Below are 18,211 nucleotides of genomic sequence, written 5' to 3' on the forward strand. Positions count from 1 at the left end.
GAAAGCGTAGATCATTCACCTTCAATTGCCAAACGGACTGCTGCTTGAGCATGGATAGAAGTGGTATCGAGTAGTGTAACATCGGTGTGACTTTGGTTTACAAGTAAGGCAATTTCAGTACACCCGAGAATCACAGCTTCAGCTCCCTGCTCTTTTAGTTTTTCAATAATTTGCAAGTATATCGTCCTTGACTCCTCTTTGATTTCACCTTGGCATAACTCTTTATAAATAATGTTATGTACTTTAGAGCGGTCGTCTTGATCGGGAATGATGACATCAAGCCCATAGAGGTCTGAAAGCCTTCCTTTATAAAAGTCTTGCTCCATTGTGAATTGAGTACCAAGGAGTCCGACCTTTTGAACCCCTTTCTCACGAAGTAACTCAGCAGTCGCGTCTGCGATATGTAGTATGGGGATATTAATACTGGCTTCAATTTGAGGCGCAACTTTGTGCATTGTGTTAGTACAAATAAGAATGAAGTCAGCGCCCCCTTTTTCTATTGAAGATGCAGCATCAGATAGAATGCTTGCCGTTTCTTCCCATTTACCTTGATGTTGAAGCTTCTCTATCTCTGAAAAATTCACGCTATACATACAAATTTTTGCAGAATTTAGGCCGCCTAACGCCTCTTTTACTCCTTCGTTGATCAATTTGTAATAGCTAAGCGTCGACTCCCAGCTCATACCACCTAGAAGGCCGATAGTTTTCATATAACTCTCCAATCGTTATACACCACCGTGTCAGGGGGGTTACAAACAAAATTAACCACTTAAATAAGAAGCATTCAAGCGTATTCACTATTGAGCATTGGGTAACACGAAAATAAAATCATTCCCACAGGGACCGCTACGCGATTCTCATATATCCTCGCAATATCGTTACCGCACTTCCAGAAAGTTTAACGTGCTCAGTGCTTAACAACTCTGTATGAACGACCCCACTTCTCTTAGAGGCTTGGAAGCCTTTCAGTTGCTTTTTGTTGAGCTTTTTAGCCCAGTAAACACATAAAGCACAATGTGCAGAGCCTGTAACTGGGTCCTCGTTAACACCCACCCAAGGCGCGAAGTATCGAGAGACAAAATCGGCGTCAGTGCTTGATTGAGCAGTGATGACGACGCCACGGCCTTTTTGTTTAAGCAGCGCACCAAAATCAGGGTCGAGTTGTTCAAGCACAAATTCATCATTAATGACGACCAACTGCTTATTATCAAACTGACCGTAGGCGACTACATTGGCGGCATCTAGCCCCAAACCATGAAGTAAGTCTTTGTTAATACTAGCTCGCATATCTAAAGTTGGAGCAGGAAACACCAAATGAATTTCTTCATGATCGAGTTGTGCAGTTAAAACCCCAGATAGCGTAACGAACTCAATCGTATCTCCAGTATTATATAACCCCTGCTCTTTCAGAACGTGCGCCGTTGCAAGTGTGCCGTGTCCACACAAAGCAACTTCCGTCCTCGGTGTAAACCAACGAAGTTGCATTGTACTGAGTGACAGAAATGCCGTTTCAGATAACGACATCTCGGCCGCGATGGCCAACATCGTTTCCTCATCAAGGCTTGACTCTGTGATACAAACACCCGCGGGATTACCTTTGAAAACCTCTGATGTAAACGAGTCAACCTGAAAAATTTTAACTTCCACGAAATATCCTTAAGTTCTATCAAACACGTAATTCTGTATCACGTGATTTTTAATATCTGTTGTTTGAGCGAAAAAAACCTATGAAATTTTCTACCAACCTTATAGGTCTTGTTGGAAGCGCTAACAAACAGGAGAATGTAGTTAATTATGCAAAACGTAAAAAGCCATCATCAATGTGACTCAATTGGATATCTTATCGGAGTTTTCGGCGTTTCTTTAGTTCTAATATGGATTGGTATTTATAAATTCACACCTACAGAGGCCAAGCTTATACAACCGCTCGTTGAAAATCATTTTCTGATGAGTTGGTTGTATGATGTGATGTCAGTTCAAGCCGTATCAAACATCATTGGCGCAACAGAAATCATTGTCGCTATTGGATTAATCGTTGGCCTTAAAAACACACGAGTCGCTTATTTTTCTGGCATAGCCGCCGCAATTATTTTTCTTGCGACACTCAGCTTTCTAATTACGACACCGAATACATGGAAAGTGTCTGATGGGGTTTTGGTGACAAACTTCTTTTTAGTAAAAGATATTCTATTTTTAGCTATTGCGATTAGCGTCATCGAACGAAACAAGCCAAACAGAGAATAACTCTAAATAGTTCGAAATCTTGTTTTTCCAGAACGTAGCCTGAAAGGTGCAAACGACTTACAAGTCGAATGGTTCTGTCAATAACTCTAAACAAAGGCTCTTAAATTTAGAGTGTTTAAGAGTCTTTGCCTCTTAATTATGCGAAACAACATCCTAGCGTAAAGTGAAAAGAAAAGCCTTTCACTCTACTGCTAAGGTTTATTGATACTTTGCCGAAGTAATGAACTCACCGAATGTCTCGCACCATACAACAACCGTATTGTATTCAGAAATTGAAGTGCTTTGAGGAACCTCAACAACGAAGTTATCGAACGTTTTGACATCACCAATTAAGCTCATCTCAGATTTAAGGTCATTAAACTCTTGTTCCGTTTCGACAAACTTAGGAGATAGATAGAGTTTATAGTCTGGTCCGGGAGCGAGTTTTCCTACCAACGTAATGACTTCAGAACTCAAATGAATTTCTCCCTCTCCCCAATGAAAAGCATCGCTACCTTTGAGTTCCCTCTTAAACACTGCGCTGTATTCTGCACCTTGCTTGCTCTTAGCAACTTGTTCATCGGTCGGCGCAGGTGGTGCAATAAGGATAGGTAAAGTATAGATACCTATCGCAATGCCAATAGAAACTGCCACTAAGTGACTGATTGTTAATTTAATTATATTTTTCAAGGTCATAAGCATCTTCTTATTAGTTTTACTACTTGAAATTAGATTCAAATCGGCCTTATCTGTCTATTATCGAGCAGCATAATGTCATTAACATTATACACAAGCTATGCGCACTAAATGCAGACTGAGCACAATTAAAAACGGCTGATAATTAATATCAGCCGTTTGCTTATCGGAAATGTCGTTGTGCCGGTTTGCTCACTATTCCGCTTCCACCAAAGCGATCTTATCGGATGTCGATTTTTCCAATTTTATCGCAATAAACTTAGAGGTTGGCGTAAACGTTCTATCCCCATAACTTTCCAAAGGAACTAATGGGTTTGTTTCTGGATAGTAAGCCGCCGCCTGACCTGCTGGTACATCATAGGCAACAAGCGTAAATCCGCTCACACGGCGCTCAACGCCATCTTCCCACAGTGACACCATGTCCACTTTGTCGCCCGGTTCAAAACCGAGTTTACGAATATCCGCTTCATTGATAAACAGCACTTCGCGCATACCAAATACTCCACGATAACGGTCATTCAAGCCGTAAAGTGTCGTATTGTATTGGTCGTGTGAGCGCATGGTTTGCAAGATCAAATCTGGCTTTTGGCCTTTTTCGAGTATCGCTTCGCTGATCAACTGTTTCGGCAACTCGCTAGAGCTGAACTGTGCTTTGCCGCTTGGTGTATTCCATCGACGCTCGGCAGCTGGGTTTACCAAGTGGAATCCACCCGGGTGTTTAAGCTTATGGTTAAAGTCGGTAAAGCCCGGAATCGTGTCGGCAATCAAATCGCGAATACGGTCGTAATCTTCAATCGCCCACAACCAATCAATTGGTTTTGCCCCGAGTGTCGCATTGGCAATACCGGCAATAATCGCTGGTTCTGAACGCAAATGCTCCGAACGCGGTTTTAGCTGACCAAATGAGATATGTACCATGCTGAAGGTATCTTCAACCGTCACGCCTTGTGGGCCAGTCGCTTGCTGATCAATCTCAGTACGGCCTAAGCATGGAAGAATAAGCGCATCTTTACCTGTGACAAGGTGAGAACGATTTAACTTCGTCGAAATGTGTACGGTTAAATTACAGTTTCGCATCGCGTTGTGCGTACGTTCTGTGTCTGGCGTTGCTTGTGCAAAGTTACCGCCCAAACCGATAAATACTTTCGCTTGCCCTTCTTCCATCGCTTTAATGGCTTGCACAGTGTTGTGGCCTTCACCGCGCGGGACGGCAAAGTTAAATCGACTTTCAATGCGATCCAACAACAGCTCTGAAGGTTTTTCATCAATGCCCATCGTACGGTCGCCCTGAACGTTACTGTGACCACGCACTGGTGAAAGACCCGCGCCCGGCTTACCAACGTTACCTCGTAACATTTGCACGTTTGCGACTTCTTTAATGGTTGGCACAGAGTGACGATGCTGAGTCAACCCCATCGCCCAACACATGATCACACGTTCTGCACGTCGATACATGCTCGCCACCATCTCGATTTCACTTAAATCAAGACCCGATTGTTCCGCGATGTGTTCCCAAGAGGTTGCGTCCACTTCAGCCAAATACTCATCAATACCTATCGTGTGTTGCTTGATGAATTCACGGTCAAATACCGCTTTGCCACCGTTTTGCAATGCCTCGTGTTCCCATTGCAACAAGAATTTCGCGATGCCACGAAACACTGCCATGTCTCCGCCCAAAGCAGGACGCAGGTACGCCGTGTTGGTAGGCTCTGAGCCGTTACTCAACATCTCAATCGGCATTTGTGGGTTTTGGAAACGCTCTAATCCGCGCTCTTTCAGCGGGTTTAGACAGATAACCTGCGCACCACGTTTTACCGCTTCGCGCAGAGGTTCAAGCATTCGTGGGTGGTTCGTGCCCGGGTTTTGACCAATCACAAAAATCGCGTCGGCTTCTTCAAAATCATCAAAGATCACTGTGCCTTTACCAACGCCAATGGTGTCTTTCATCCCGATTGCACTGGCTTCGTGACACATGTTGGAACAATCTGGGAAGTTGTTGGTACCGAATGCGCGCACAAATAGCTGATACAAAAACGCCGCTTCGTTGCTTGCACGGCCAGAGGTATAAAACTCCGCTTGGTGTGGTGAATCCAATTGGTTGAGATGTTTAGCCACAAGAGAAAAAGCCTCATCCCAAGAGACTGGCACATAGTGGTCGGACTCGGCATCGTATCGCATTGGGTGCGTGATACGGCCTTGGTATTCCAACCAGTAATCGGTTTGCGTTGAGAGAGAAGAAACGCTGTGATTGGCAAAAAACTCAGGATCAACCAGACGATTGGTCGCCTCCCAGTTTACCGCTTTCGCGCCATTCTCACAGAAATTGACTTTACCACTATCCGGCGACTCACCCCATGCACATCCCGGGCAGTCGAAACCGCCATTTTGGTTGGTTTTGAGCATAGTGCGAATGTTTTTAACTGCATTTTCACTGCCCCACCAACTTCTGGTTACGGCTTTCAGTGCACCCCAACCACCAGCTGGACCTTTGTATGTTTTTATTTGTTCTTTTTGGCTCACGACTTTACTCCTCGCAGATATATCAGCAAGCAGGGTGCCCGTGAAAACAAGCGCGTTATTTATTGAGATAATGCGGAAGTATTGAAGGGCTTAGGTTTCTAATCCATGTATTTTTTAATCCAAATAAGTAACCACTCAACATGCTCTCGCCTGTCCGAGCGTTTACTTATCTAGATTCTTGATATCGGATACCCGCCTACTGTTTCTAAGACTGTTAGATTCAATGTGCATTGTTGCGTCTTGATCTAAATCAAAGATTAAGTCGTTATTCAATATGCGTCCAATTGATAATCCTGACCGAGTGATAAACAAAATCTATGACGAATTTTTCCACTGACGGTCATCACATTTTTAATCAATACAATTTATGAGGTTAATCGTTTTCCCATCCGATTCCACCTAGTTCGCTTAACGAACTCAATAAAATCGGCACTCTTGATAATAGATAATATCTATCACACTATAGATACTTTAAATTTGACCCTAATTAATATCAGGAATAGCCTTGATTCAGATCAATTTTGAGTGTGGTTTTATTCTTGACTTGGTTTTGGTTTTCCATTCCCCAGTTAAAACGCTCCAGCGCTTAAAAAGTACGGTAGTGCTGTGCCCTTTTTAGGGAGTTCCCCCGTACATGTGACTCACAACGCAAGGTTAACAAGCCATTATGGATATCAAACAACTTAAATATCTCATCGCACTTGAACAGACCAAACACTTTGGTCAAGCCGCCGCATTGTGCCACATTACGCAGCCTACCTTGTCCATGAGAATCCGAAGCTTAGAGGAAGAACTCGATCTCGAATTAATCCAAAGAAGTCAACGATTTGAAGGGTTTACTGAAGCAGGAGAACGCATTTTAGCTTGGGCAAAAACCGTCTTAGCAGCTCATGATGGATTGCAAGCTGAAGCCGCCAACTGCCGTGGTCAGTTGGTCGGCTCTCTTCGGCTTGGAATGGTGCCACTCGCCAGCCAAAACCCGATGCAATTGCTCAAACCATTAGCTCACCAGTTCCCTGAGTTACGCTTTCAAATACTCTCCATGACGACCGAACAGATCATAGACCAACTCAATCGCAATCAACTTGATTTGGGGATGTGTTATGTCGATCAAGTTAACACCGCTTACTTCGATGTTATCGAGCTAGATTCAACCAAACTTGGCGTTTTATTCGATGAGCGTCATTTTGATTTTGCCGAATCTGAAGTGTTATGGGAGTCACTCAATAACATTCCGCTAGGGCTGCTTTCGAAGGGCATGCACTATCGCCACTCCATTGATCTTAGCTTTGTGAGTAAAGGGCTGGTTCCGCAAACCGTCATTGAAAGTAACTCCACCTTTCACTTGATCCAAGCAGTAACCAGTGGCCTTTGTTGCGCCATTATGCCGCTGAATTGTGGATTGGAAGAGTTGAACGATACGCTTCGCATTATCCCTATCGAAGAAGCCGCCGTTCACGCCCCACTAGGTTTGTTAAAGCGAAAACAAGAACCCTTCTCCGCGCTAACCGATCAGTGCTTCGCAGAAGCAAAAAACATATTCAATCGATAACAACAACCCACACGTCAATGTTTGGCATACATAACGGCTTATGAGGTGATTTCATGAGATGTACTACTCAATCTTATTTTGAACTGTCCGATTTCAATCAAGCACCACCTCAACCAAGTGCGTTCAATTACCGAGAATTGATTGATGGCCGCCCAGTGCAACAAATGTCGCTGGCGAGTGAATCCGCCTTAGCTATCAGCTACAACGGCATTAGCCAAGCGGTCATGATGGTGACGCCAGGCCATCTGGAAGACTTCGTGAAAGGATTTAGCCTAAGCACAGGCATCGTCCACGACTTCAAAGAGATCAAAGACATTGAAATTGGTGGCGATCACGAATCTCACTATGCGGAAGTGGAAATCAGCAACCGCGCTTTCTGGGCGCTAAAAACACAACGTCGGAATCTTGCAGGCACAACCGGATGCGGCATTTGTGGCGTCGAGGCTCTGGAACAAGCTTTGCCTGATTTGGCGCCGCTGACACCGTCTCTTCCTCCGCGCTCCGATGTATTCGAAGGGCTGCGAGACAAAGTCGCACTGCATCAAGAAGCCGCACGTGAATCTGGCGCGCTACACGCCGCTTTATTTTCAGATTTACAAGGCAACATCAAGTTGTGCCGAGAGGACATCGGCCGCCACAACGCGCTAGATAAGTTGATTGGCGCATTGGCCAACAATCACATCGAGCCTCAAAGTGGCTTCGCTATCATGACAAGCCGTTGCAGCTTGGAGTTGATCCACAAAGCCGTTCGCGCGCGTATCCCCACTCTGGTTTGCTTATCTGCACCTACAGCGTTAACCGTCGAATGGGCAAGAAGAAACCATTTGAACCTAATTCACTTACCAAAACACGGCTCGCCGCGTCTATACAGCCCTGCGCCTTAACACGTCAACCTAGCCGAATTCCTAATATTTCTAACGGAGACCTCTGGGTCTCTGTTGTTTGTTTCTCATTCGCGATTGATAGCTAGCAACGAGACACTATTCTTCCAACCAAACGTACTCACCCCTTGTCAGCACTAAGCTTGCGTATATTAACCTGCTTGCATTTGAACGCTTTCCAATCCGATAAGAAACCAGTCAAAAACCCATAAATTAGTAAGGATTTTGTGTGACTCTTTTCACGCTTTTCCTCCTTCCTAGGCATTTCTAGGAATTTTTCCTAGCCGATCTAGGCAACCATCTCATGTGCCTCACAAAACCACTCTCTAGAATTCCGCTCAGTCAAAGGTAACAAGAGCGCATAACGGCCTCCGTTGTGTTTCTAAAACAATTACAAGAGAGTTCATCATGTTAAAATTCCTCGAACAGGTGCGGAAGCCGACCCTCGATCTTCCTGTCGAAGTTAGAAGAAAGATGTGGTTTAAACCGTTCATCCAATCTTACTTGGTCGTATTTATCGGCTACCTAACCATGTACTTGATTCGTAAGAACTTCAATGTCGCGCAAAACGACATGATCTCAACTTACGGTTTGAGCATGACAGACCTAGGTCTTATTGGCCTTGGCTTCTCCATCACATACGGCATCGGTAAAACCGTTGTCTCTTACTACGCTGACGGTAAGAACACCAAGCAATTCCTCCCTTTTATGCTGATCCTTTCTGGTCTTGCAATGCTTGGTTTCAGCTTCAGCATGGGCGGCGGTAGTGCAAGCCTGTTCTTGATGGTGGCTTTCTACGCTCTGAGTGGTTTCTTCCAAAGTACTGGTGGCCCTTCTAGTTACTCAACCATTACAAAATGGACACCTCGTAACAAACGCGGCTCTTACCTAGGCTTGTGGAACATGTCACACAACGTTGGTGGTGCGGGCGCAGCGGGTGTTGCTCTTTTCGGTGCCAACTACCTATTCGACGGCCACGTAATCGGCATGTTCGTGTTCCCTTCTATCATCGCGATCATCGTTGGTTTTATCGGTATGCGCTTTGGTAGCGACTCTCCAGAAGCTTACGGTCTAGGTAAAGTAGAAGAACTTTTCGATGAAGCAGTGAGTGAAGAAGACACCGCCGCTGAAGAAAACCAGATGACCAAAAAAGAAATATTTGTTGAATACGTTCTTAAAAACAAAGTTATCTGGCTACTTTGCTTTGCCAACATCTTCCTTTACATCGTGCGTATTGGTATCGACCAATGGTCAACGGTATACGCGTACCAAGAGCTTGGTCTGTCAAAAGAAACGGCAATCTCTGGCTTTACTCTGTTCGAAGTCGGTGCGCTTGTGGGTACTTTGATGTGGGGTTACTTATCTGACTTAGCAAACGGTCGCCGCGCATTGGTTGCTTGTGTGTCTCTTGGTTTGATCATCGTATCGCTTGAGTTCTACCAACACGCCACTAGCGAGTTCATGTACTTGGCCTCACTATTTGTATTGGGCTTCTTGGTGTTTGGTCCGCAACTTCTTATCGGTGTTGCCGCGGTTGGTTTTGTCCCTAAAAAAGCAATCAGTGTGGCTGACGGCGTAAAAGGTACATTCGCTTACCTAATCGGTGACAGCTTCGCGAAACTTGGTCTCGGTATGATTGCAGACGGTACACCTATCTTCGGCTTAACAGGTTGGAAAGGTACCTTCGCAGCCCTAGATACCTCCGCCATGATTTGTATTGTTTTGCTTGCTTTCGTCGCTATCGCGGAAGAGAAGAAGATTCGACACGCGAAGAAGCTTCAACTTGCACAAAACCAAGCCTAACTTCTCTGCGCGCTTTACTTCGGTAAAGCGCGCAAGATCATTAAAAAGCATGGCTCAATTCAGTATCATTAAAGGTTTTTCTATTGGCTCCTGTTGGAGCTTATTGTTGTTAGTCGTCTGCTCTATTTGGTTGTAATAATGATTCATGTTGCTCTAGTTGATGATCACGTCATCGTGCGTTCAGGTTTCGCACAATTATTAAATTTAGAAAGTGATGTTACCGTTGTTGGTGAGTTCGGCTCTGTCGCCGAAGCGCGAAAAGGGTTGCCTGTGGTACACCCACACGTCGTCATCCTAGATATTTCCATGCCAGATGAAAGCGGCTTAAACTTTCTCAGCGAAATACCAACTGGCATTGCCTGCGTGATGCTTAGCGTGCATGACTCCCCTGCGATGGTGGAAAAATCACTAAAGTTAGGTGCAAAAGGCTATCTTAGTAAACGCTGTAGCCCAGACGAACTTATTCAAGCCGTGAGAACCAGTGCTTCTGGCGGCTGTTACCTCACATCAGATATTGCACTTAAACTTGCAACGCCTAGCGACAACACCACCTCTCTATGCCAACTGACAAAACGTGAAAACGAGGTATGTCAGCTACTTGCCACTGGGTTGGATGTAAAGTCTGTCGCGGCAGAGCTTGGCTTGAGCCACAAGACTGTGCATGTTCATCGTGCGAATGCCATCGACAAACTCGGCGTGAAAAACAACGTTGAGCTCGCCAAACTATTTTCTCAAGAGTCCTTTTAATGCGAGCTTATGCTGTTACCACCATTTGCGGACTTTTTGTTATGGCTTGCGCCTGGTTCTGCTTATGGGTGATTGCCTATTACTTTGTCAATGATCCCGAGCTGGCGATCTTATTGTTTCCTTTCGCTTTACGATTAGGTGTCGCCCTTCACACTCGCACCGCTTATTGGCCGACGATTTACCTTTCGGAGTGGGGACTTTCCATCGCACTTGCGATCTTACTGGGTCAACCGCAGTGGCTTACCGTGCTGATTGCGAGCATTGCCAGTATCCCGGTCACTCTGATTGCGAAAAAATACTACTACGGAGACCAAAACCGCCATTTAGCCGTGATGAGCGCAGTCATTATCATTAGCGCGTTTATTAATGTGATGGCCGTTGGTTTTCACGTTCCTTCGGTTTACATGGTATGGCTGGCTAGCATTTCTGGAGGCTTGCTCGTGGTGCCTATGTGCTACTTGTTATGGAGTTACTTGTTCCAAAGTCGTTGGTCTCCGCTTAGCTCTCTCCTACTTAGTAATGCCGTTGTATTTCAGGTGCGTCATATCGTGCTTTATGCGCTGCTTTTGATCGGCAGTATTTTGGTGCAAACCAGTTTACCTGAAGAGCTAAAACGATTTGCGCCATTTTGTATGGCTATCCCAATTATCGTGTTGGCACTTCGTTACGGCTGGCAAGGAGCTCTGCTCGCCACCATGCTCAACAGCATTGCGCTGATTGCGGCTCGCAGCGGCGTATCAAATCTAGAAATCACCGATTTGTTATTATCTCTCTCGGCGCAAACCATCACCGGCATTATGCTCGGCTTAGGGGTTCAGAAACAAAAAGACCTCAATCACAAACTGCGCGGCGAACTTGCACGCAATCAGAATTTGTCTCGCCAGCTTATCAAAGCGGAAGAATCGGTAAGACGCGATATTGCGCGCGAGCTACATGACGAAATTGGACAGAACATCACGGCGATCCGCACACAAGCCAACATCATTAAGCGGGTAAATAACACAGAAACAAGCGTTGGTTGCGCGGACATGATCGAAGGGCTTTCCCTCAACGTGTACGACACCACTAAGCGACTGTTAAGCAAGCTAAGACCAAAAATGCTGGATGATTTGGACTTGAAAGAATCCGTCGAGCAACTGACGCGAGAGATGGAATTTGCCAATCACGGAACGACTGTTCAACTGAACTGGCAAGGCGATTACACCAACTTGAGTGACACGCTCAAAGTCACCCTATTCCGTTTATGCCAAGAGTCATTGAATAACGCCGCCAAATATGCAGAAGCGCAGTTGATCACTATTGAACTGACGATCGGAGAAGCGGCGGTGTCACTAATGATTCACGATGATGGTGTCGGTTTCAAAGTTCAGGACAGCATGAAAGGCATGGGCGTTCGCGGCATGCAAGAGCGTGTGCACGCGTTAGGTGGAAAAATGGTTATCTACTCCACCAGCGATCAAGTGATCGGCACACAAATCAGCATTACTTTACCTAAGGTGTAACTCAAGATGTTTGGATTTTTACGTTCACCTAAATTTACTCAACCGAGCCTGAGCAACGAGCAAATCGACCAGCGTTACCGCTATTGGCGTTTGCACATTATGTTGGGGATGTACATCGGCTACGCAGGTTTCTACTTTACCCGTAAGACCTTTAACTACGCAGCACCAGCGATGATCACCGACCTTGGCTTAGATAAAGGCGATTTAGGTCTTATCGGTACACTTTTCTACATCACCTACGGCTGCTCGAAGTTTATTTCTGGCACGATTTCGGACCGCTCTAACCCTCGTTATTTCATGGGATTAGGATTGATTGCGACAGGTCTGGTCAATATCGCGTTCGGCTTTTCTAGCTCACTCGCGGCTTTCATTACTCTGTGGATCTTAAACGCGTGGTTCCAAGGCTGGGGCTGGCCTTCATGCTCCAAGCTGTTAACGACTTGGTATTCACGTTCCGAGCGTGGCTTCTTATGGGCCATTTGGAACACCGCACACAACGTTGGTGGCGCGCTGATCCCTATTTTGGTGGGCTATTTAACGTTGCACTACAGCTGGCGTGAAGGCTTTATTCTACCCGGCATCATCGGCGTATTACTCGGTCTATTCGTTTGTTGGCGATTGCGCGACAAACCCACAACAATGGGTTTACCAAGTGTCGGCCAATGGCGCAACGACGCACTAGAACTTGCGCAGGAAAATTACGGACGTGGCCTCACCTACCGAGAAATTCTGAAATCGTACGTATTTAACAACAAATACATCTGGCTGCTCGCGTTCAGTTATGTGTTGGTTTACATCGTCCGAACCGCAATCAATGACTGGGGAAACCTGTACTTGACCGAGCAGCATCACTATAGCCTGATTAATGCCAACGCTGCTCTGTCTATGTTTGAAATCGGCGGTTTTGTTGGTTCATTGGTTGCGGGCTGGGGCTCAGACAAACTCTTTGGCGGTAACCGTGGACCAATGAACTTGCTGTTCGCGATTGGGATTTTCTTATCTGTCTCTGCGCTTTGGCTAATGCCTCTGACCAACTTTGCATTCCAAGCAGCGGGATTGTTCTCCATCGGCTTCTTTGTCTTTGGACCACAAATGCTGATCGGTATGGCGGCGGCGGAGTGCTCTCACAAAGATTCTGCCGGCGCGGCAACAGGATTCGTGGGCTTGTTCGCCTACATGGGCGCAGCATTGTCAGGTTATCCACTGGCGTTAATTCTTGAAGAATATCATTGGACGGGTTTCTTCATCACCATTTCAGTTTGTGCAGCCGTCATTGGCCTTTTGTTGCTGCCATTTTTGCAAGCGCAGCCATCACGAAAACCACTCGAACCAAAGCCTCGGTTGTAAATCGACTTATCGCCCTTCGGGCAAATTGGCGAGTGACCTAACCGCGCTCGCCCTCCTTATTTAACGTATCTCTGCTCAATTTTTCTTCCGATTCAGTTCGGAGGGTTAACTATGGGAAAAATTCATGAATTTGAACACTATTTCATCGCATAGCTTCTTTCAAATGAACAACAAAATCCAAAACTACGCTTGGGGAAGCACCTCTTCTATTCACGATTTGTTTGGCTTTTCTAACGAAACGAATGAGCCTCAAGCAGAAGTATGGATGGGTACTCACCCAAACGGCTGCTCTGAAGTTCAGGTTGAGCAAAACACGCTGCCTTTGTCTGAACTGATCAAACAAAACCAACCCGCTTACTTATCAGCAGAAACCGCAGCGAAATTTGGCGACCTGCCCTTTCTGTTTAAGATCTTAGCGGCCGAACATGCACTGTCGATTCAAGTTCACCCAAGCAAACAAGATGCCAAAATAGGCTTCGAAAAAGAACAAAGTGCCGGGATCCCACTAAACGCAAGCCATCGTAACTACAAGGATCCAAACCATAAACCTGAGTTAGTGTACGCGCTGACAAGTTACCAAGCCATGAACGGTTTTCGTTCGTATGACGAGATTATTGAGGCATTTGGCCTTTGCGATATCGATGAGCTACGCACACCGCTAGATGCATTCAAACGCGAAATCAACTCACAAGGTTTACGCGATTTCTTTGTGCACATTCTGACCATGGAAGGAGAAACAAAAGAGCGAGCACTGAAACAGCTTCTTGCCCACGCTTCACGTCAATCGGAGCAAGGCACTGGCAGCGACGTTTTCCAGCTCATCTTGGATCTATCCACTCAATACCCCGGCGATGTCGGCTTGTTTGCGCCATTACTGTTGAATGTCATCACGCTGCAACCTGGCGAAGCGATGTTCCTGAGCGCAAGAACGCCACACGCTTACATTAAAGGTACGGGATTAGAGATCATGGCGAACTCAGATAACGTTTTACGTGCAGGACTCACGCCGAAACATATGGATGTTGAAGAACTGGTTAAATGCACAGATTTTGTGCCTAAGCCTTTTGACAGCCTTGTTCTAGAACCCAATGCCAATGGTTGCCAAAGCCTTTACCCCGTTCCAGTGGAAGACTTTAGTTTCAGCATTCTTAACCAACCGAATCACGACGTGGTTGAGGCAAACAGCGCAGAGATTTTGATAGCGATTGATGCCGACCTGACACTCATCAGTGATAACGGTGAGACGTTAACCGCCGCGAAGGGACAATCTGTATTTGTTCCTGCTTACGTTGGCCATTACCGTATTCAAAGTGCGGGACGTGTGGCTCGCGCCTTCAACTAGTTTTTGAACAACCGATTCAAACTAACGTCTGACCCAAGGGACTGGGTTAGACAATTTATTCCTTTCATAGATTGAACCATTCCGCTCTTAAGGCACTCATGCTTACACCTTGTCGAATCCAAACACCTACAGGCCAGTTTCTCTAAAAGCCATAACCTCCCGGATCTACCATTTACTCAACATTCATTGTCAAAACCCATTTATGTCCGATAAATTCGTCGCTCCAATATCAAATCACTTGGATAATAAAGGCGCTTGCACAGTGGTATTTGTTGCAAAACGTATAATCAACGTTGTAATCAAAGCCTCAATCACTACAATCTCTGGTTCGATTTTTCAGTTAACGTTTGTATGCCGAAGTTAAACCAAGATAACCCTGTTCAAAGCTCCGCCCTTTCCGATATCGAAACCAGCAGTAAGATTCAATCGGCATTAGAACCGAAGTTTCACAAGCCAGAGAAACGTCTCTGCTTAAGCCCTGGCCTGTCGGATAAGCATTTGGCGCGCCGTTGGCAAGTATTGGAACACGTGACCAATAAAGATCATCTCCTTGATCCTTTCACGCAGTCACATTGCGATGCTTACTCCAACAACATCGAGCACTTCATTGGTACTGTTAATGTGCCGGTCGGCATTGCAGGCCCTTTGCGCATCAACGGCTTGTATGCGAACGATGACTTTTTGGTTCCGCTCGCAACGACAGAAGCCGCGTTAGTCGCTTCCTACAACCGTGGCGCAAATCTTATCACCGCCGCTGGTGGCGCGAGCGCATTGTTACTAAGTGAAGGGGTGAGCCGAACACCAGTATTCGCCTTTAATCACCTTGCTGACGCCGGCCAGTTCGTCAGTTGGGTTGTGACCCAGTTTGACGTATTTCGTCAAATTGCGGAATCCACCACCTCACATGGCAAACTCAAAGACATCAATGTAAATATCGAAGGAAACCATGTTTATTTGGTCTTTGAATACGTGACTGGTGACGCTTCCGGACAAAACATGGTGACCATCGCAACAAACGAAGTGTTCCATCATATTTTGGCGACCAGCCCAATCAAACCAACTCAAGCATTCTTGGATGGCAACTTATCAGGCGACAAAAAACCAAACGCACACACACTGCGCTCGGTACGCGGTAAGAAAGTATCCGCCGAAGTGACCATTCCTGCTGAGTTGGTGGAAAAATATCTGCATACGACGCCGGAGTCTATGGTTCAATTTGGCAAAATGACCACGGTGGGTGGTTTACTCAGCGGGACAATTGGCGTCAACGCGCATTACGCAAATGCCCTTGCCGCGCTTTACATTGCTTGTGGTCAAGATGCCGCTTGCGTTGCAGAGTCTGCCATTGGAATCACTCGTATGGATGTGGACGCTCAAGGCAACTTGTACGCGTGCGTGACCTTGCCAAACATCATGGTGGGAACGGTTGGCGGTGGTACTGGCCTTCCAACGCAAAAAGCATGTTTGGATATTTTGGGTTTGCACGGCAACGGCAATGCGAAAGCGTTAGCCGAAGTCGCAGCTTCGCTTTGTCTGGCTGGCGAACTCTCGATTGTGGGCGCATTTTGTGCCGATCACTTTTCTCGTGCTCACCATAAGCTTGCCCGAAAATAACCTTTGTTGCTTTGTACAAGAGAACATCCGTGTTGTTTTCTCTTGTGCAAACCAATGGACTTTATTTATTGGCTCAATAATTTCTTGAAACTAACTTAAGCCTTAACAAACATACCAATCTCTTGTTACCAGTACTTTAGCTGTCCCCCTTCTATATCCATTGCGATATCTCTGCTTATTACTCTTCACTGGCCATATTTAATATCAGTATCTTAGAAAAAATAGCATCAAAAACTTCTAGCACTATAGTACCAAATTCACCGTTTGAGTTTTTTGTTCACCACTTATAGCTACTATACTCGCCTATGCAGCTGCTTGATTTTCATAAATTTACTAAACAGCTCAAAAGAGCTTAATAACTCCCGTTAAATGGACTTAAATCGTTACTTCGGGTAAGCGAGTTAACTATGAGACGTCAGAAGCTAAATAAAATCTCTGCTTGGGTACTAGGATTGGCTATCTTATTGCTGAGCCATGTGTCTAATGTATCAGCACAAATACAGCAATCCCCATCCGATCAAACCGTTGCGCGTTTTCTCTATCAAACCTCTTTTGGACCAACACCTGCGTTAATTAATGAGGTTAGGGAAAACGGGTTAGAAGATTGGATACAGAAACAAATCAACCTGCCAGCAACCTACCATCAACCACTTTATCAAACGCCTTTTTCTAAAGGCCTACAGTCAAACCGAGAAAATGCTTGGTATCAAATTGTTGTTACTGCTGAAGATCAGCTTAGGCAGCGAACGGCTTATGCATTGAGTCAGATCGTAGTCGTTTCTCGTTATGGCGGCGTTCTTTCCAGCAAACCTACAGGGTTAGTGAATTACTACGATCTGTTGGTTGAGCATGCGTTTGGCAACTACCGAGACCTGTTGTATGACGTTTCCATCCATCCAGTCATGGGGAGCTATTTGTCTATGCTCGGTAGTGAAAAAGAAAATAGTGCGACAGGAACGCTTCCCGATGAGAACTTTGCTCGAGAGTTAATGCAGTTATTCACTATCGGTTTGTATGAACTCAATTTAGATGGCAGTAAAAAGCTAAACCACGCAACAGGCAAACCTATCCCCACGTACAATCAAACTGATATTCAAGAGCTCGCGCGAGCATTAACTGGATGGAAAAATTCCGACATCGCATTCGTGAAACCGATGCGAGTTATCAGTCAAAGACACGACACCGGCGAGAAGCGATTTCTAGGGAACGTGATCCCATCGGGTCTAACCGCACAAGAAGAGCTTTCAAAAGTGATTAATATGTTGATGTCTCACCCAAATGTTGCTCCATTTGTTTCAAAGTTACTTATCCAACGTTTGGTCAGTTCAAATCCAAGCCCAGAGTACGTCGCGCGTGTTGCTACGATATTTAACAACAATGGGGAAGGAGAAAAAGGCGATCTAACCGCCGTTGTTCGAGCCATATTGCTCGACCCTGAAGCATTAGGGATGACGGATACCCCGCCTATAAAAGTGAAAGAACCGATACTGGTCCTGACTAATTTTCATCGAGCATCAGGTTTTACGGTTAAAGGATCACGTTACGAAGACGCAACAACGATGATGAACATCGCTAATCAAGGGCCGCTTCGTTCTCCTTCCGTGTTTAATTTTTACTCTCCAGACTATCAGCCGTCTAACGAGTTTACGGAGTCTGGTATTAACTCTCCAGAGTATGAACTTCTCAATTGGTCTGTTTATACCGATTTGGTCAACTATATGTTAACCAGCACTCGTAGAGGAGGTGGTGATTCCTACCACTTCGATCTTAACGAGTTTTATCTTCTTCTGGACGATCACCGTGCCTTAGTCGAATTGGTTAACGAGCGTTTCTTTGCTGGAACGGCTTCTGCTGAATTGAAAGAGCTCATGCTCACCGCCCTGAATGATTATCGTGGGGACTATGTGCCAACAACAAAACTCGCTCTAGTGATATTTACCGCCATTTCTGGCGACGAATTCTATATTCAGGATTAGGAGTGAAT

General features: G+C 45.6%; 14 protein-coding genes. 10 read left to right on the forward strand and 4 right to left on the reverse strand.

Going from position 1 to position 18,211, the window contains the following annotated elements; all coding sequences use genetic code 11:
- Positions 1-11 precede the first annotated feature (11 nt).
- Both R7Q09_RS14365 and R7Q09_RS14370 read right to left on the reverse strand, forming a co-directional pair.
- Positions 12-710: an aspartate/glutamate racemase family protein gene (locus R7Q09_RS14365; RefSeq protein ID WP_176311566.1), complete on the reverse strand. Its 699-nt coding sequence runs from the start codon at positions 708-710 to the stop codon at positions 12-14.
- 136 nt (positions 711-846) lie between these two features.
- Entirely contained in the window at positions 847-1,647 is an 801-nt protein-coding gene (locus R7Q09_RS14370; protein ID WP_172563819.1) for a PhzF family phenazine biosynthesis protein, read from the reverse strand.
- 147 nt (positions 1,648-1,794) lie between these two features.
- On the opposite strand from R7Q09_RS14370, the gene R7Q09_RS14375 reads away from it, so the two are divergent.
- A complete protein-coding gene (locus R7Q09_RS14375) occupies positions 1,795-2,244 on the forward strand; it encodes a YkgB family protein (protein ID WP_005376100.1) in 450 nt (149 codons plus the stop codon).
- 198 nt (positions 2,245-2,442) lie between these two features.
- On the opposite strand, the gene R7Q09_RS14380 is transcribed toward R7Q09_RS14375, so the two are convergent.
- Positions 2,443-2,919: a DM13 domain-containing protein gene (locus R7Q09_RS14380; protein WP_005376099.1), complete on the reverse strand. Its 477-nt coding sequence runs from the start codon at positions 2,917-2,919 to the stop codon at positions 2,443-2,445.
- Between the two features lie 195 nt (positions 2,920-3,114).
- Entirely contained in the window at positions 3,115-5,439 is a 2,325-nt protein-coding gene (locus tag R7Q09_RS14385; protein ID WP_239945315.1) for an FdhF/YdeP family oxidoreductase, read from the reverse strand.
- Between the two features lie 667 nt (positions 5,440-6,106).
- Between R7Q09_RS14385 and R7Q09_RS14390 the strand changes: the two genes are divergently transcribed.
- The 9 genes from R7Q09_RS14390 (at position 6,107) to R7Q09_RS14430 (ending at position 18,203) form a co-directional block, all read left to right on the forward strand.
- Positions 6,107-6,991: a LysR family transcriptional regulator gene (locus tag R7Q09_RS14390; protein WP_005376096.1), complete on the forward strand. Its 885-nt coding sequence runs from the start codon at positions 6,107-6,109 to the stop codon at positions 6,989-6,991.
- Between the two features lie 53 nt (positions 6,992-7,044).
- Entirely contained in the window at positions 7,045-7,875 is an 831-nt protein-coding gene (fdhD, locus tag R7Q09_RS14395; RefSeq protein WP_005460891.1) for a formate dehydrogenase accessory sulfurtransferase FdhD, read from the forward strand.
- Between the two features lie 405 nt (positions 7,876-8,280).
- Entirely contained in the window at positions 8,281-9,675 is a 1,395-nt protein-coding gene (gene uhpT / locus R7Q09_RS14400) for a hexose-6-phosphate:phosphate antiporter (protein WP_021707729.1), read from the forward strand.
- A gap of 138 nt (positions 9,676-9,813) precedes the next feature.
- On the forward strand, positions 9,814-10,422 hold the full coding sequence (uhpA, locus tag R7Q09_RS14405) for a transcriptional regulator UhpA (protein WP_064369242.1): 609 nt from the start codon (positions 9,814-9,816) through the stop codon (positions 10,420-10,422).
- Positions 10,422-11,924 carry a signal transduction histidine-protein kinase/phosphatase UhpB gene (gene uhpB / locus R7Q09_RS14410; RefSeq protein WP_239945317.1) on the forward strand — a complete coding sequence of 501 codons (1,503 nt, stop codon included), beginning with the start codon at positions 10,422-10,424 and terminating at the stop codon, positions 11,922-11,924. Before uhpA ends, uhpB begins: the two co-directional genes overlap by 1 nt.
- Before the next feature lie 6 nt (positions 11,925-11,930).
- The gene (locus R7Q09_RS14415) at positions 11,931-13,271 is read left to right on the forward strand and encodes an MFS transporter (RefSeq protein ID WP_239945318.1); all 1,341 of its coding nucleotides are present in this window, start codon (positions 11,931-11,933) and stop codon (positions 13,269-13,271) included.
- 124 nt (positions 13,272-13,395) lie between these two features.
- The gene (gene manA, locus R7Q09_RS14420; protein WP_213987613.1) at positions 13,396-14,613 is read left to right on the forward strand and encodes a mannose-6-phosphate isomerase, class I; all 1,218 of its coding nucleotides are present in this window, start codon (positions 13,396-13,398) and stop codon (positions 14,611-14,613) included.
- Between the two features lie 351 nt (positions 14,614-14,964).
- Positions 14,965-16,227, forward strand: a complete 1,263-nt coding sequence (locus R7Q09_RS14425) for a hydroxymethylglutaryl-CoA reductase (RefSeq protein WP_054575430.1) — start codon at positions 14,965-14,967, stop codon at positions 16,225-16,227.
- A 407-nt stretch (positions 16,228-16,634) separates the two neighbouring features.
- Entirely contained in the window at positions 16,635-18,203 is a 1,569-nt protein-coding gene (locus R7Q09_RS14430; protein WP_239945319.1) for a DUF1800 family protein, read from the forward strand.
- Positions 18,204-18,211: the final 8 nt, after the last annotated feature.

The sequence above is a fragment of the Vibrio sp. 2130-1 genome (assembly GCF_033339515.1).

Excerpts from the sequence above, each read along its gene's own strand:
- R7Q09_RS14425 (WP_054575430.1), top strand. The coding sequence starts at position 14,965 with ATGCCGAAGTTAAACCAAGATAACCCTGTTCAAAGCTCCGCCCTTTCC.
- fdhD (WP_005460891.1), top strand. The coding sequence starts at position 7,045 with ATGAGATGTACTACTCAATCTTATTTTGAACTGTCCGATTTCAATCAA.
- R7Q09_RS14390 (WP_005376096.1), top strand. The coding sequence starts at position 6,107 with ATGGATATCAAACAACTTAAATATCTCATCGCACTTGAACAGACCAAA.
- manA (WP_213987613.1), top strand. The coding sequence starts at position 13,396 with ATGAATTTGAACACTATTTCATCGCATAGCTTCTTTCAAATGAACAAC.
- uhpA (WP_064369242.1), top strand. The coding sequence starts at position 9,814 with ATGATTCATGTTGCTCTAGTTGATGATCACGTCATCGTGCGTTCAGGT.
- R7Q09_RS14415 (WP_239945318.1), top strand. The coding sequence starts at position 11,931 with ATGTTTGGATTTTTACGTTCACCTAAATTTACTCAACCGAGCCTGAGC.
- R7Q09_RS14380 (WP_005376099.1), bottom strand. The coding sequence starts at position 2,919 with ATGACCTTGAAAAATATAATTAAATTAACAATCAGTCACTTAGTGGCA.
- R7Q09_RS14430 (WP_239945319.1), top strand. The coding sequence starts at position 16,635 with ATGAGACGTCAGAAGCTAAATAAAATCTCTGCTTGGGTACTAGGATTG.
- uhpB (WP_239945317.1), top strand. The coding sequence starts at position 10,422 with ATGCGAGCTTATGCTGTTACCACCATTTGCGGACTTTTTGTTATGGCT.
- R7Q09_RS14365 (WP_176311566.1), bottom strand. The coding sequence starts at position 710 with ATGAAAACTATCGGCCTTCTAGGTGGTATGAGCTGGGAGTCGACGCTT.
- R7Q09_RS14375 (WP_005376100.1), top strand. The coding sequence starts at position 1,795 with ATGCAAAACGTAAAAAGCCATCATCAATGTGACTCAATTGGATATCTT.
- uhpT (WP_021707729.1), top strand. The coding sequence starts at position 8,281 with ATGTTAAAATTCCTCGAACAGGTGCGGAAGCCGACCCTCGATCTTCCT.